15 protein-coding genes are annotated in these 13,399 nt (G+C 72.3%); 4 read left to right on the top strand and 11 right to left on the bottom strand.

The window, feature by feature from the left end:
- The 10 genes from N4P33_RS23925 to N4P33_RS23880 all read right to left on the bottom strand — a co-directional run.
- A partial coding sequence (locus N4P33_RS23925; protein ID WP_260828762.1) for a low temperature requirement protein A occupies window positions 1-961 on the bottom strand: 961 nt, incomplete at its 3' end.
- A 223-nt stretch (window positions 962-1,184) separates the two neighbouring features.
- Window positions 1,185-1,493 (bottom strand): helix-turn-helix transcriptional regulator, encoded by a 309-nt coding sequence (locus N4P33_RS23920; RefSeq protein WP_260828761.1) that lies wholly within the window; start codon window positions 1,491-1,493, stop codon window positions 1,185-1,187.
- Window positions 1,494-1,817: 324 nt separating this feature from the next.
- A complete protein-coding gene (locus N4P33_RS23915; protein ID WP_260828760.1) occupies window positions 1,818-2,276 on the bottom strand; it encodes a MarR family winged helix-turn-helix transcriptional regulator in 459 nt (152 codons plus the stop codon).
- Entirely contained in the window at window positions 2,273-2,767 is a 495-nt protein-coding gene (locus N4P33_RS23910; protein ID WP_260828758.1) for a MarR family winged helix-turn-helix transcriptional regulator, read from the bottom strand. The genes N4P33_RS23915 and N4P33_RS23910 overlap by 4 nt, the downstream gene beginning before the upstream one ends.
- Before the next feature lie 122 nt (window positions 2,768-2,889).
- Entirely contained in the window at window positions 2,890-4,014 is a 1,125-nt protein-coding gene (locus tag N4P33_RS23905) for a tryptophan dimethylallyltransferase family protein (protein WP_260828756.1), read from the bottom strand.
- Window positions 4,015-4,211: 197 nt separating this feature from the next.
- Complete coding sequence (locus N4P33_RS23900; protein WP_260828755.1) at window positions 4,212-5,561, bottom strand: cytochrome P450; 1,350 nt, start codon at window positions 5,559-5,561, stop codon at window positions 4,212-4,214.
- Between the two features lie 78 nt (window positions 5,562-5,639).
- The gene (locus tag N4P33_RS23895; RefSeq protein WP_260828753.1) at window positions 5,640-6,269 is read right to left on the bottom strand and encodes an ATP/GTP-binding protein; all 630 of its coding nucleotides are present in this window, start codon (window positions 6,267-6,269) and stop codon (window positions 5,640-5,642) included.
- Window positions 6,244-6,621: a DUF742 domain-containing protein gene (locus N4P33_RS23890; protein ID WP_260828751.1), complete on the bottom strand. Its 378-nt coding sequence runs from the start codon at window positions 6,619-6,621 to the stop codon at window positions 6,244-6,246. Before N4P33_RS23890 ends, N4P33_RS23895 begins: the two co-directional genes overlap by 26 nt.
- Window positions 6,618-6,998 carry a roadblock/LC7 domain-containing protein gene (locus tag N4P33_RS23885; RefSeq protein WP_260828764.1) on the bottom strand — a complete coding sequence of 127 codons (381 nt, stop codon included), beginning with the start codon at window positions 6,996-6,998 and terminating at the stop codon, window positions 6,618-6,620. Before N4P33_RS23885 ends, N4P33_RS23890 begins: the two co-directional genes overlap by 4 nt.
- Before the next feature lie 14 nt (window positions 6,999-7,012).
- Window positions 7,013-8,206 carry an ATP-binding protein gene (locus N4P33_RS23880; protein WP_260828750.1) on the bottom strand — a complete coding sequence of 398 codons (1,194 nt, stop codon included), beginning with the start codon at window positions 8,204-8,206 and terminating at the stop codon, window positions 7,013-7,015.
- 244 nt (window positions 8,207-8,450) lie between these two features.
- Between N4P33_RS23880 and N4P33_RS23875 the strand changes: the two genes are divergently transcribed.
- Window positions 8,451-9,275 (top strand): PIG-L deacetylase family protein, encoded by an 825-nt coding sequence (locus N4P33_RS23875; protein WP_260828749.1) that lies wholly within the window; start codon window positions 8,451-8,453, stop codon window positions 9,273-9,275.
- Between the two features lie 144 nt (window positions 9,276-9,419).
- Here N4P33_RS23875 and N4P33_RS23870 read toward each other — a convergent pair whose 3' ends face one another.
- A complete protein-coding gene (locus N4P33_RS23870; RefSeq protein WP_260828763.1) occupies window positions 9,420-10,229 on the bottom strand; it encodes a universal stress protein in 810 nt (269 codons plus the stop codon).
- A 218-nt stretch (window positions 10,230-10,447) separates the two neighbouring features.
- On the opposite strand from N4P33_RS23870, the gene N4P33_RS23865 reads away from it, so the two are divergent.
- The 3 genes from N4P33_RS23865 to N4P33_RS23855 form a co-directional block, all read left to right on the top strand.
- Window positions 10,448-10,870: an Hsp20/alpha crystallin family protein gene (locus tag N4P33_RS23865; RefSeq protein ID WP_260828748.1), complete on the top strand. Its 423-nt coding sequence runs from the start codon at window positions 10,448-10,450 to the stop codon at window positions 10,868-10,870.
- Window positions 10,871-10,984: 114 nt separating this feature from the next.
- Window positions 10,985-11,488, top strand: a complete 504-nt coding sequence (locus N4P33_RS23860) for a DUF2267 domain-containing protein (RefSeq protein ID WP_260828747.1) — start codon at window positions 10,985-10,987, stop codon at window positions 11,486-11,488.
- A 275-nt stretch (window positions 11,489-11,763) separates the two neighbouring features.
- Window positions 11,764-13,399: enoyl-CoA hydratase-related protein (locus tag N4P33_RS23855; RefSeq protein WP_260828745.1), on the top strand; the 1,636-nt coding region annotated here is incomplete at its 3' end.

Genomic DNA, 13,399 nt, shown 5'->3' with positions numbered 1-13,399 from the left:
TGTAGAAGGCGGTGGTCGCCGTGTCGCCGAGATGACCGTGACCTGCGATGTGGGCGACGTTCAGGGCGAGCCCGGCGCCCACCGCCGCGGCCGACGCGAAGACGACGTAGTGGCCGTAACCCCAGAACAGAGCGGTGCGCAGCGCGGTCAGCCGGCGGCGGGCGTCCTGCGAGAAGTACAGCCACCACAGCGCGAAGACGGTCAGCACACCCCCGACGGTGAGCCCCGCGACGTCGCCGAACGAGAGCTCCGTGTCCAGTGCCGAACGCACGGACACCGTCGCGGCCGTGATGGACTCGCCCAGCACGATGATGGTGAACAGGCCGTAGCGCTCGGCGATGTGATGCGGATGCCAGGGGGTCACGGCGGCGCGCTCGGCCCAGGCGGGGACGGAGAGTTCGGCCACGACCAGGACCAGGAAGCCCACGAGCCCGGCGTCCTCGGGCAGCGCCAGCCGGACCACCCAGCCCACCTGGACGACCGCGATCCCCACGGCGTAGCGCACACACGTGGCGCGCCGCTCGGGGTCGGCGTGCGCGGCGCGCAGCCACTGGGCGACCATGGCCAGCCGCATCACCACATAGCCCCAGGTGATCAGGGCGAAGTCGTAGTCCTCCAGCGCCTTGGCCGCACCGGCCGCCACGATGAGCGCGCCGGTGATCTGCACCAGCGTCAGCAGCCGGTACGGCACGTCGTCGGTGTCGTAGGCGGAGGCGAACCAGGTGAAGTTCATCCACGCCCACCAGATCGCGAAGAACACCATGGCATAGCCCAGGACGCCGTGACCGACGTGCCCGGCGGCGGCCTCGTGCTCCAGGGCGGCCGCCGCCTGGGCGACGGCGGTGACGAAGCACAGGTCGAAGAAGAGTTCCAGGACGGTGGCGCTGCGGTGCGGCTCCCCGGCCTGACGCGGCTTCATCGGCCGGTACCAGGCTCCGACGCCGCTGCTGGACTGAGACATGTTCGCCGTCCTGTGGGAGTGGGGTGCGATACGGCACGATGAGCGCCGCCGAGGGCGCTCATCGTAGGGGCGAAACGGGGCGTGACGCCCGAGGTGCCGGCTGCGCCTGCGCAGCATGCGGGTCAGGTGGCTCTGGCCGGCGAAGCCGAGGTCCAGCGCGATGTCCGCGATCGGCCCGTCGGTGCGCAGCAGCGAGCGCCGGGCCTGCTCCAGAGCTGCCGCATCACAGAGCGGTGCGGCGACTCCCCGGTCGAGACGCGGAACGCCTGGTGAAGTGCGAGGCGCTGAAGCCCGCCACCGCCGCGAGATCCTCCAGGGCGACCCGGGAGGCCACGTTCGCGTGGATGAAGTCCAGCACCTCGGCCAGCCGCCGCGGCGGCAGCCCGCCGTCCCGGACGGCCGCCGTCTCGCGTCCGGGGCTGCCACACGTGCGGATGACCAGGGCACAGACCGCCTGCAGCAGCGACTCCGCGTACAGCCGGTCCGCTCCCGAGGGCCGCTCGAACTCCGCCACCAGCCGTTCGACCAGCATCCGAGCACGGGGTCCTCGAAGTGGAACCGCGGCGCCAGTTCGCACCGGCCGCCCGCCCCGGCCTCCTCCGCCGGCTTCTCCAGCCACGCCGGGTCGATGCCCAGCAGCATCAGCTCCACGTCGTCCTGCCGGCGCGGCCGCGAGCCCAGCCGGCCGGGTTCACCAGCGCCTGCCCCTGATGGAACCGCTCTGACCCAGCAGATCACCGCTGCCGGAGAGCAACCTCAGATGCGGCTTGATACGCGAGACAGTCACCCCACCATCTTGCGTCAGTACTGGGACAAGGGCGTCGGCGTCGAGCTGACGGCGGCCCGCCCGGTCCGGTCAGGCGGACAGCGCCGCGAGTTCCGCCTCGGCGCGCCGGGTGACCAGGGTGAGGACGCGGCCGGCGGCGGCCAGGTCCTCAGTAGGTATCCCGCCCCAGATGCGGGCGCTGACCGGGGCGATCTCCGCGCCGACGGCGGCCATGAGGTCCCGCCCCGCGTGCGTGGGGCGCAGGTGCGTGCCGTCCGCGGTGAGCAATTCCCGTGTGACGAGTTCGTCGACGGTGGTGCGAATGCCGGCCGGATCGGTCTTGAGGGAGGCGCGGACCTGGGCCACGAGGTCGTCCGGTGTCAGCGGGTCGTGCGCGGTGACGGCCGCGCGCAGGGTGATCTGCTGCTCGAAGGTGAGTCCGTGCCGGGCCAGCACGTGCTCCAGCACGCCTCGTGCGGCGTAGTGGGCCAGCCCGAGCGCACGGGCGTCGGCGAGGGGCGCCGTGGTGTCCGATGCGTTTGCGGTCATGGTGATGTCCCCTTGGTTCTCTCGTCGTTCGGTACGGGAGGTGCGAGAGGTGCGTCGAGCAAGGTCGTCAGCTCGTCGCTGAACGCGCGGGTGCGCGGCGCGTCGAGACCGCCGAGCGGCTCCAGCAGTTGCCGGAGCAGATCGTGAACCACGTCGATGGCGTGCCGTGTGACGTCCAGGCCCTGCTCGGTGAGCGCGAGTTGTACGGCACGCGGGTCACGGGGATCGCGGGCGCGCTCGATCAGACCGGCCGACTCCAGCGTGCGCGCCAGCTTCGAGACGTACAGCGCCTCCAGGCCGGTGTGGTCGGCGAGCCGGCGCTGGCTGGGCCGCTCACCGGCGCGCTGCATGCCGTACAGCGACGCGACCAGCGAGTACTGGGCGTGGGTGAGCCCCAGCGGCGCCACCGCGCGATCGACCGCGACCCGCCACTTGTTGGCGAGCCGCCACACCAGAAATCCGGGGGTGGGGCCCGGCGAACCCTTGCTCATGCCCGATAGCATACATGGCTACTATGTACATGGCTACTATGTTCCCGAGGGGGCTCCCCGTTGCGTCTGCCCGGCCCCGCCCGCCCCGCCGGCGCATGGCCGGCCGGGGCGGGCACCGGGACTCAGTGCACCGGCTGCGCGGAGCGGGCCGGGGCCCTGTTCGGGGGCCTGACCGCGTACGCCTCCGCGGAGAGGTACGTGGTGATGCGGGGCGGGTGGTTCTGCTGGTGGGCGAGGGCCAGATAGGCGATCAGGCCCACGCCGTCCTCCGGGCGCCGGGAGGTGAGTGCCGCGAGAGCGTCGGGCAGGACGCCGGCGTCGATGCCGTACCGGCGCAGCACCTCCGTCGCGCGGGCCAGGGCCTCCCCGTCGTGCTCGGCGTAGTCGCGGACGGGGATGTGCAGGGTGAAGCCGCTCGGCCACGCGGACCCGGTGTCGGTGAACGAGTGACAGGTCAGCCCGGGGCGTCCGGTCAGCAGCGGCGCCTTAGGGCCCGCCGCGGCCCGGTGGAAGGCCGCGACCGAGGCCGGGTCCGGGCCGGGACGCATGCGGCAGAGATGTCCCGCCCCGGTCGCCGACAGGGCGTCATGGCGCAGGTAGACCTTCACCCGGGGGGCGTCCCAGTCGCCCAGGTCCAGGGCGAGGAACGGGTAGCCGTCGGCCTCGGGGAGGACGTCGAACGCCTGGTGGTGGCCGAGGCGCCGCAGTGCCTCCCGCACCGTCTGGGCGGAACGTTCCGCCCCGTTCGCGGCCGGGTCGAGGTACACCTTCACGCCGGGCACCCCGCCGGGGCGCAGCTCCAGGGCGCACCACAGGGCGAGGGTGCCCTGCGGCTCCGGGGGCAGGAACAGGTCCTCGAGCGCGTCGAGGGCGTCGGTGGCGAAGTCCCACCGCTGCGTCATCGCCCGTACCGTCTCGAGCCCGGTACGGCCGCTGCGGGCCAGGCTCCCCGCGCCGCACCCCGGCTCCACCAGCACCCGCACGGCGGGAGCCGAGCCGGGCCGGAAGGAGAGCGAGTACTCCACCGGGGTGTGGTCGTCGGACAGGAAGGTGCGGGACGGGGGTGGCAGGTCCAGAGGCCGCCCGGCGACCGGGCCGAGGGCGTCGGACAGCACCTGCGCGTACGTGTCCGCGTCGGCCTCGGACAGACCGGCGACCGCGCACAGCCGGCGCAACTGGCCGCCGGTGAAGGCGCCGAGGGTGGGCGTGCCGGGACCGACGCCGCCGCCGGCCCGTGCGGCGCTCACCAGGTCCCCCCGCGCCGCACAGGAAGATACCCGCCTCGGGAGGCGGGTATCGGCGATCTCAGCAGAAATGCGGCGTCCATGGATATGTGGTCCACGGCACCTCCTTTGCAGGGAAGCAACTCGAATGCCGCGTTGCTCACTACCCCTGCCGTTCAACCATCATGCGAGGGAGGTGTGTTGGACCGGTGTTACCCATGTCACCTTGTGAGCCAGTTGAGGAACTGGCTCCACATGCCGGTGCGTTCGGCCCGGCGGGCCGTGCCCGCACTCCGGTCCTGCGCGGGCGCGGTGGCCGTGGGAGCGGGTGCGGACCGTCCTGCCGCGTGAACCGGCGTGAACCGGGCCGGCAGGGCCGTGAGCGCGCGGTGGAAGGGGCCCGGCCGCCAGGTGAGGCTGTCCTCGGGGACGGCCAGATGCAGGTCGGGCAGCTGGTTGAACAGATCCTCGACGGCGGTGACCGTGATGTGCCGGGCCGGCTCCTTCGACGGGCAGGCGTGCGGGCCCGCGCTCCACGCGAGGTGGGCGCGGTTGCTGCCGGACCGGCGCGCGGCCGTCTGCGCGGGACCGGTGTTGGCGGCGGCGAAACTCACCAGCACCAGGTCACCCGCCTGGAGCCGCTGACCGGCGAACTCCATGTCGGAGGCCGGGTAGTGCGGCGCGTAGTTCGCCATGGGCGGGTTCTCCCACAGCGTGTCGTCGAGGGCCTCGTCGATCAGACCGCCCTCGCGCGCGTACCGCTCGTGGGTCAGCAGCCGGTGCAGCGTGTTGCCGATCAGATTGCGCAGCGGCTCGGCCCCGGCTCCCAGCAGCAGCGCGAGCTGGTGCACCATCTCCTCGTCGTCCAGGCGTGCCTGATGCTGCATCAGCCAGGAGGTGACGTCGTCGCCGGGCTTGTTCCGCTTGAGCGCGACGAGTTCGCCCACCGCCTGGACCATCACCTCGGTCGCCTTGTCGGCGTTGATGCCGTCGAACATCCCCGAGAAGCCGAACAGCACCCGGTCGCCGATCTCCGCCGGGCAGCCGAACAGGTCGTTGAACACGAACAGCGGCAGCTGCCTCGCGTAGTCGGCGAGCAGGTCGGCCGAGCCGCGCTCCGCGAACTGCGCGACGAGATAGCGGGAGGCCTGCTCCGTGCTGCGGGTCAGCCGGCGGGTGTCCACCCGGGCCATGGAGTCGGTGACCGCCTGACGCAGCCTCAAGTGATCGGCGCCGTCGGCGAACATGCAGTTGGGCCGGTACGCCAGCAGCGGTGCGACCGGGCTGTCCGGGCCGACCTTGCCCTCGTTGAAGGCCCGCCAGCGCCGCGCGTCCTTGCGGAACGAGCCCGAGTCCTGCAGCAGTTGCAGCGCCGCCGCGTAGTCGGTGACCAGCGTGGCCTCCACACCGGGGGCGAGTTCGACGGGCGCCGCGGGCCCGTAGTGCCGCAGGAAGTCGTAGTACGCCTGCGGGGCGGCGGCGAACTCCGGCCCGTACAGCGGGACCCGGCCGCCCGAGCCGTGGGCCGGGCAACCCGGCGGAGGGACCGGGGCGTTGTCGTGAGCGTCCATGTCTGCTCTCAGTTCACTGTCGAGCGCGGTCTCGGGAGACCGTCACCTGTCCGGATCATGAAGGGTCGGGCGCGCGGTCTAGTGAGCGGTCTGGTGCGCCGCCTGCCGCACCGTCTGCTGCGCGCGGCCCAGCAGATAGCGCACCAGCGTGGTGAGCGCGGCGGCCGAGGACTTCTCGTCGCGCGCGTCGCAGGTGACGACCGGGGTGTCGTCGAGCAGGTCCAGCGCCTCCCGCAGCGCCCGCTCGTCCCGCGGCGGCGCCCCGTCGAAGTGGTTGACCGCGATGGCGTAGTCGAGGCCGTAGCTCTCGATGAGGTCGATCACCGGGAAGGAGTCCGCCAGCCGCTCGGGATCGACCAGCACCAGCGCGCCGAGGGCACCGCGCGCCATGTCCTCCCACATCTGCACGAACCGCTGCTGGCCCGGCGTGCCGAACAGATACAGCACCACACGGTCGCTGATGGTCAGCCGGCCGAAGTCCATGGCGACCGTGGTGGTCGTCTTGCCCTGGACCCCCTTGAGGTCGTCGACCGACTCGGCGGCCTGCGTCATCGTCTCCTCGGTGGACAGCGGCTCGATCTCGGAGATCGACCCGATGAACGTCGTCTTGCCCACCGCGAAGTGGCCGACGACGAGGATCTTCACCGCGGTCTGGGTCGCCCCGCCGCGAACGTAGGCCTGCTCAGCCAAACTTGGCGCGGAGACCATTGAGTACCTCCTCGAGGATCTCCCGGTCCGCGAGCCGGGCGGGCGCGACCGGCGGGCGGGTGATCAGATGGCCGCCCTCGGTGAGCGAGGCCAGCAGGATCCGGACGACACCCAGCGGCAGCCGGGTGTGGCCGGCGATCTCGGCGACCGAGAGATAGCCGGCGGAGCACAGGTCGAGCAGCGTCTGCTCCTCGGGGGAGAGCCGCAACGGCCGCTGCGCGTGACCGGGGGCCGCCGTCACCAGGGTGATCAGCGACAGCTGCTGCTCGTCGGGCAGTTCACGCCCTTTGGTGATGACGTACGCCCGTACTAATTCGGTGGCCTCGGGGTCCCAGCCGTCGTGCCCCGTCATGAGCGGGCACCGAGGTTCTCGCGCGGCGGCGTCGTGAGCTCCTTGCCGAGCCGGGAGACGAGCTGCTGCATCCGGAAGGTGATGTCGGCCATGTCGACGTCCGCGGTGGCGGACACCCCCAGGTAGGCGCCCTCCCCGGCGGAGATCACGAAGACCCAGCCGCCGTCGAACTCGACCAGCGTCTGCCGCCACCGCTGGCTCGGGTCCTCACAGAAGAACCCCAGGGTGCGGCTGAGGGACTGCACGCCGCTCATCGCCGCGGCGACCCGGTCCGCGTCGTCCCGGCCGAAGTCCTTCGTACGGGCCATCAGCAGACCGTCGGCGGATATCAGGACGGCGTGCAGGGCCCCCGGAATCTCCAGAGCGCTGTCGAGCATCCATGACAGATCGTTCACGAGACCTCATGTCCTTCGCTGCTTGCACCGGGTGTGCTGCTCGTCGGGTCCGCCTGGTCCGGCTCCGCGGCCCGCCCGGACCGCGTGCCACGCTGGAAGGCGCCCATGATCCGCGCCTGCTCGGCGTCCGAGCGGCCCGGGCGGGGGGCCGGTTCGCCGTCGGACTGCGGCACGATCGCCATCGGCCGTTTGCGGCGGCGCCGGGGCAGACCGTCCGCGGTCGACGCCGGGGCGAGCGCCGGCTCGGGCCCGCCGTCCTGGCCGGACCGTACGGCCGGACGGGCGGCGGCGGTGTGGGCGGCGGCCGGAGCCGGTGTCCTCTTCTCCGGCATCGCGGTGAGCAGGTCGTGCGGCAGCAGCACCACCGCGCGCACACCGCCGTAGGGGGAGGAGGAGTCCACGGACACCTCGAACCCGAACCGCTCGCACAGCAGGCCGATCACCGCGAACCCGAACTGGGGCGGATTGCCGAGGCTCGCCACGCCCGAGGCGCGCTCGCTGCTCAGCAGCTTCGCGGCGCGGACGCGCTCCTCCTCGCTCATGCCGACACCGGCGTCGTCGACGACGATGCAGATGCCCTTGGGCACGGTCCGGATGTTGATCTCGACGACGGTGTCCGGGCTGGAGTAGCTGGTGGCGTTGTCCAGCAGCTCGGCGAGGGCCAGGGCGACGGGCTCGACGGCGCGGCTGGTGATGCCGAAGTCGACCTGGGAGAGGATCTCCACGCGGCGGAAGTGCCGGATGCGGCCCTGGGCGCTGCGCACCACGTCGTAGACGGAGGCGGTGTCGCGGCGGCCGCCCAGCCAGCCGTCGCACAGCACCGCGATGGACTGGGCGCGCCGGCCGAACTGCGAGTTGGTGTGGTCGATCTCCAGCAGGTCCTGGAGGATCGCCGAGTCGCCGTATTTGCTCTGCAGCCGGGACAGCACGAGCTGCTGCTCGGCGGCGAGGCCCTGAAGGGTCCGCATCGCGGATTTCAGAACCGTCTTCGTCTCTTCCTCGGCCTGTTCCTGAGCCGCCTGCACGGATTTCGCGTAATCGTTCTCCAATTGCGCGTAGTGCTCTTTGAGTGCGTGCGTCTCCTGCCGCGCGGCACGCGCCGCCCGGCGCTGGCGGACGATCACGGTGAGGGCGGCAGCGAGGGCGGCGGCCAGAGCCCAGAACACGGGGCTCGCTGCGTATGGCGTCATAGGACTCTCTTCAGGCGACTGACGGCCGGCGGTGCCGGCGAGGTGTCGGCGTCCATGGCAGGCGGTCCGCGCCCGCTTCGAAAACGCGGTGATCGTATCACCGGCCGAACACATGAACTGACGTCAAGACCCTTGCCAACACCACGGGTTGTCCACATGTCGGGCAAGGTGACGCGAGCAAGTGACAGGCCCCACAACGCGGTTGGTCTGGCGCTCGCATCCCCCACCGGAAGGGACCGCTCCCATGCCCCTCTCATTCCCCGAATCCCACACGGCCCCGCCCCCGAGCCTCCTCGCCGTCTTCGCCCACCCCGACGACGAATCCCTCTTCGCGGGCGGCACCCTCGCCCGCTACGCAACGACCGGCGCCCGCACCGCCGTCGTCACCGCCACCTGGACCCCGGACACCCACCGCGCCGCGGAACTAGCCGAGGCGCTCCGCATCCTCGGCACCACCGGCCCCGACCTGCTGGGCTACGCCGACGCCCGCGTGCCGGAGTCGGCCCCCGGCAGACCGCGGCTGTGCGACGCCCCGCTCGACGAGACGGTGAGGCGGCTGGTGCGTCGGCTGCGGGGGTTCCGGCCCGACATCGTGGTCACGCATGATCCCTACGGGAACGTGACCGGGCACCCCGATCATGTGCACACCCACCGGGTGACCGTCCTCGCTGTGCAGGCCGCCGGACTGGAGGGGCTGTATCCGGACGCGGGCGAACCGTGGAGTCCGGGTGCGTTGTATCTCGCCACGCATCCGCACTCTGCCGCCGCGAGCCTCGGTGAGCTGGCCCGTGCGGGTACCACCCTGTACACAGTCCCGGACGACTGCGTCGGTGCGGTCCTCGATGTGCGTCCGTGGCTGGAGCGGAAGTGGGCCGCCGTGCTCGCTCACCGCAGTGAGGTGGAGCGGGGAGCGGCGCCCGGGCGGCTGGCCGGGCTGCCGGCCGCTGTGCGGGAGGAGATCCTCGGCACCGAGTGGTACATCCGGTACGACACCGGGCCTGGGTCTCTCTCCGGAGCCGGACTGAGGCTCCTCCTGGATCCGGTCAGGCCCGGTCGTCCATCCCGATGAACGTGGTCAGTGCCCAGATGGTGAGGAGGCCGAGCGTCATCACGCTGATCGACCGCAGGGGGTAGGAGGGAACCCTGCCTCAGTGCGACCGCAGGAGGTCGTACGGGCGACGGACCGGGCGACGGAAGGGTTGCGCGCACCGTGTCACGCCTGCCCGCGCACCACGACGACGGAACTGTGCGCATGGTGCAGCAGCGCCTGGCTCACCGATCCCAGCAGCAGACCCGTGAACCCACCGCGCCCCCGGGCACCGACGACCACGAGCTGGGCGCTCCTGCTCTTCTCGATCAGCACCTCCCGGGCTTCGCCACTCGCCACCTCGCGCCTGACCGTGACATCGGGATGCCTCTCCGCGTGCCCGGCGAGCGCCTGGGCCAGCAGCCGCTCCGGGCCCTCGACGCCGGTACCGGCGGGTGCGTAGTCCGGCAGCCACACATGCACGGCGTCGATCTCGGCCCCGCGCAGCGCCGCCTCGGCGAAGGCGAACTCGATCGCCCTCTCACCGGCGGGGGAGCCGTCGACACACAGCATGATCGGCCCGGTGTCGGCCGACCCCTCGCGGGTCACCATCACCGGGCACTGACTGTGGGCCGTCACGGACGCGGCCGTCGAGCCCAGCAGCAGGCCCAGGAAGCCGCCCGCACCGCGGGCACCCAGCACCAGCAGCTCCGCCGTCCGCGACTCCGCCTCCAGCACGGACACCGTGTCGCCCGGCACCATGGCCTCGGTGACGGCCACCTCGGGGGCGACGCTCCGCGCACGGTCGGCGGCCTCGGCGAGCAGCCGGTCGAGCGGTGTGGTGTCCAGCGGCGCGTACATGGGTCTGACCGGCCAGTTCAGCGCGTACACCACCCGCAGTTCCGCACGCCGGCGCAGGGCCTCCCTGGCGGCCGTCTCCACCGCGGCACGACTCGACGACGAGCCGTCCGTTCCCACCACCACCCGGTTGCCCATCACTCCTCCACGGGGTTCGTCGGCCCTCATCCAGTGTTCCGCGCTGGGTGAGCCGGACACGATTCGGCTTGGGCCGTTCGGCGGCGACACACCGAGCCGGATCAAGAGCTCACCGAACCTGAGTCGGGGCTTGTCAAGTTTCCTCTCCGGAGCTATATAAGAAGACGTCCGTAGAGCATCGCACCGGACGCGACAGCCAACGAGAGGAGTGGACTGTGATGCTCATGCGTACCGACCCCTTCCGTGACTTCGACCGGCTCGCGCAGCAGGTCTTCGGGACCGCCGCCCGCCCGTCGGCGATGCCGATGGACGCCTACCGGTCGGGGGACGAGTTCGTCGTCCACTTCGATCTCCCCGGCATCGACCCCGAGACGATCGAGCTGGACGTCGAGCGCAACGTCCTCAACGTGCGCGCCGAGCGCCGCTCCCCGGCCCCCGAGAACGCGGAGCTGATCGTCGCCGAACGGCCCACCGGCACCTTCACCCGGCAGCTGTTCCTCGGCGACACCCTCGACACCGAACGCATCGACGCCTCGTACGACGCCGGTGTCCTGACCCTGCGCATCCCGGTGGCCGAGCAGGCCAAGCCGCGCCGCATCCAGATCACCGGCGGCGACAGCCGCAAGCAGATCAGCAGCTGACAGCACTCACGCAGCGCGTCCCGCGGACCCGGCCGCCCGCGGGGCGCGTCCCCATGCCCCCCGCGTCCGCACGGGGGGAGCGACCGGAGGCCCCGGAGGAGGAGAGGAACCCACATGACCACGCTGACGCCGCACGAGACCGTGATGCCGAGCCCGCAGACGGTGATCCCGGCCCCGAACCGGGACCGCCGCGCCGCCCCCGTCCCGCACTCCGACGAGGTCGGCTGGCAGCATCTGGTCGACGCGGTGCGGGAGTCCGGTCAGTACCGGACGCGAGCGGAGGCGGACAGCGTCACCCGCATCGTCCTCTCCGCCCTCGGCGGCCATGTCGTCGGCGACGAACGCGTCGACCTGGCCCGCGCGCTGCCCGAGGAGGCGGCACGGGTGGTCGCCTCCCAGATCCCGGCCACGCGCGAGCTGACCGCGGCGGAGTTCGTCGACTCGGTCGCCGCCCGGATCGAGGGCTCGACCCCGGCGACGGCCCGCTGGGACGTCAGCTCGGTCCTGAGCGTCCTGCCCTCCCTGGTGGGCGACGCCCTGATCACCCGCATCCTCGCCCAACTGCCCCCGGGCTACGCCCTCCTGTTCGGCCGAGCGGAACTCACGCCGGCGGAGTGACGAGCGCTTCCGCTGAGCATGCCGAAGGGGCCCCGCTCCGGACCGCCGCGCCCTTGGCCGCGGGCGGGGACGGGGCCCGTGCTGCGCGGTCGTACCGATCCGGCCACATCCTCCGACCCGAACGGGAGCCTGTGCCACGGGCCTTCGGAGCCCGCAGTCCCGGAAGATCAAGGCAGCCGTGAGCCGTCGGCCGCCGAGCGGCGCCCGACGGAAACGGACGAAATACCGTCGGGCCCCCTATGCGGTTCCCTCTGGAGGGGCGACCATCCCGCAGCATGGACATCCTGCTCGTCGCCAGTGCGTTCAACAGCCTCGCCCAGCGCGTGTACGCCGAACTCGCCGACCACGGACACCGCGTGGACGTCGTCCTCGCCTCGCACGGAGCCGAAGCGATCCGCGAAGCGGTACGGCAGACGCGTCCCGAGCTGATCATCGCGCCCATGCTGAAGACGGCGCTGCCCGACGACGTGTGGCAGCACCACACCTGTCTCATCGTGCACCCCGGCCCGCCCGGCGATCGCGGCCCCTCCTCCCTCGACTGGGCCCTCGCCGAGCGCGCTCCGCGCTGGGCGGTGACGGTCCTTCAGGCCGAGGCGGCGATGGACGCAGGGCCCGTCTGGGCGTCGGTGCCGTTCGACGTACCGCCGGTGGGCAAGAGCGACCTGTACCGGGGCGAGGTCTCCGACGCCGCCGTGGCCGCCGTCCTGCTGGCCGTACGGCGTTACGCAGGCGGGGCGTTCAAACCGCAGCCGCAGTCCGACCCCTCGATCCGTGTGGTGTGGCGGGACTACTTCCGTCAGGAGCGGCGCCGGATCGACTGGGCGAGCGACAGCACCGACACGGTGCTGCGCACGCTCCGCGCCGCGGACTCCCAGCCCGGTGTCCTGGACGAACTCCTCGGCCGGGAAGTGTTCCTGCACGGCGGTCACCCGGAGGACGAACTGCGGGGACGGCCCGGCGAGTTGCTCGCCACCCGGGCGGGCGCGGTGTGCCGGGCGACCCGGGACGGCGCGGTGTGGATCCCGGAGCTGCGCCCGCGCCGCGCCTCGGGTGACCGGGCACCGTTCCGGCGCCCCGCGGCGTCCGTCCTCGCGTCCCCGGCATCGGCCTGCCCGGCCCTGCGGGAAGTCCCCGCCCCGCTGGAGCTCCCGCCCGGCCGGCGCACCTGGACCGACATCCGTTACCGGCAGCGCGGCGACGTCGGTTTCCTGACGTTCTCGTTCCCCGGCGGCGCGATGAGCACCGGCCAGTGCCGCAGGCTCCTGGCCGCGTACCGCTACGCGCTCGCCCGCCCCACCTCGGTCCTGGTGCTCGGCGGCAGCCGCGACTTCTTCTCCAACGGCATCCACCTCAACGTCATCGAAGCGGCCCCCGACCCCGCGGCCGAGGCCTGGACCAACCTTCAGGCCATCGACGACCTGGTGGAGGCCGTGCTGCGCACCACCGACCGGCTGGTCGTCGCGGCGCTCGGCGGCAACGCGGCGGCCGGCGGCGTGATGCTCGCGCTCGCCGCCGACGAGGTGTGGTGCCGTGCGGGTGCCGTCCTGAACCCGCACTACCGGCGGATGGGCCTCTACGGCTCCGAGTACTGGACGTACACCCTCCCGCGCCGCGTCGGCACCGAGACCGCCGAGCGGCTGACGAGCGAGGCGCTGCCGGTCAGCGCCACGTCCGCCGCCGGCCTGGGTCTGGTCGACCGGCTTCTGCCGGTCGCGCCGCAGGAGTTCGCCGGCGAGGTGGAGCGCGAAGCGGCCGGTCTCGCCGCCGTACCGGACCTGTCCCGGCGGATCGCCGCGAAGCAGGCCGCGCGGGCCCGGGACGAGTCGGCCCGGCCGCTCGCGCGCTACCGCGAGACGGAACTCGCCCGCATGGCCGCCATCCTCTTCGACGCCGGGTCCCCTCACCACACCC

The sequence above is a fragment of the Streptomyces sp. 15-116A genome (genome assembly GCF_025290915.1).
Lineage (GTDB): Bacteria > Actinomycetota > Actinomycetes > Streptomycetales > Streptomycetaceae > Streptomyces.
This window is presented reverse-complemented; position numbering and strand designations above follow the sequence as displayed.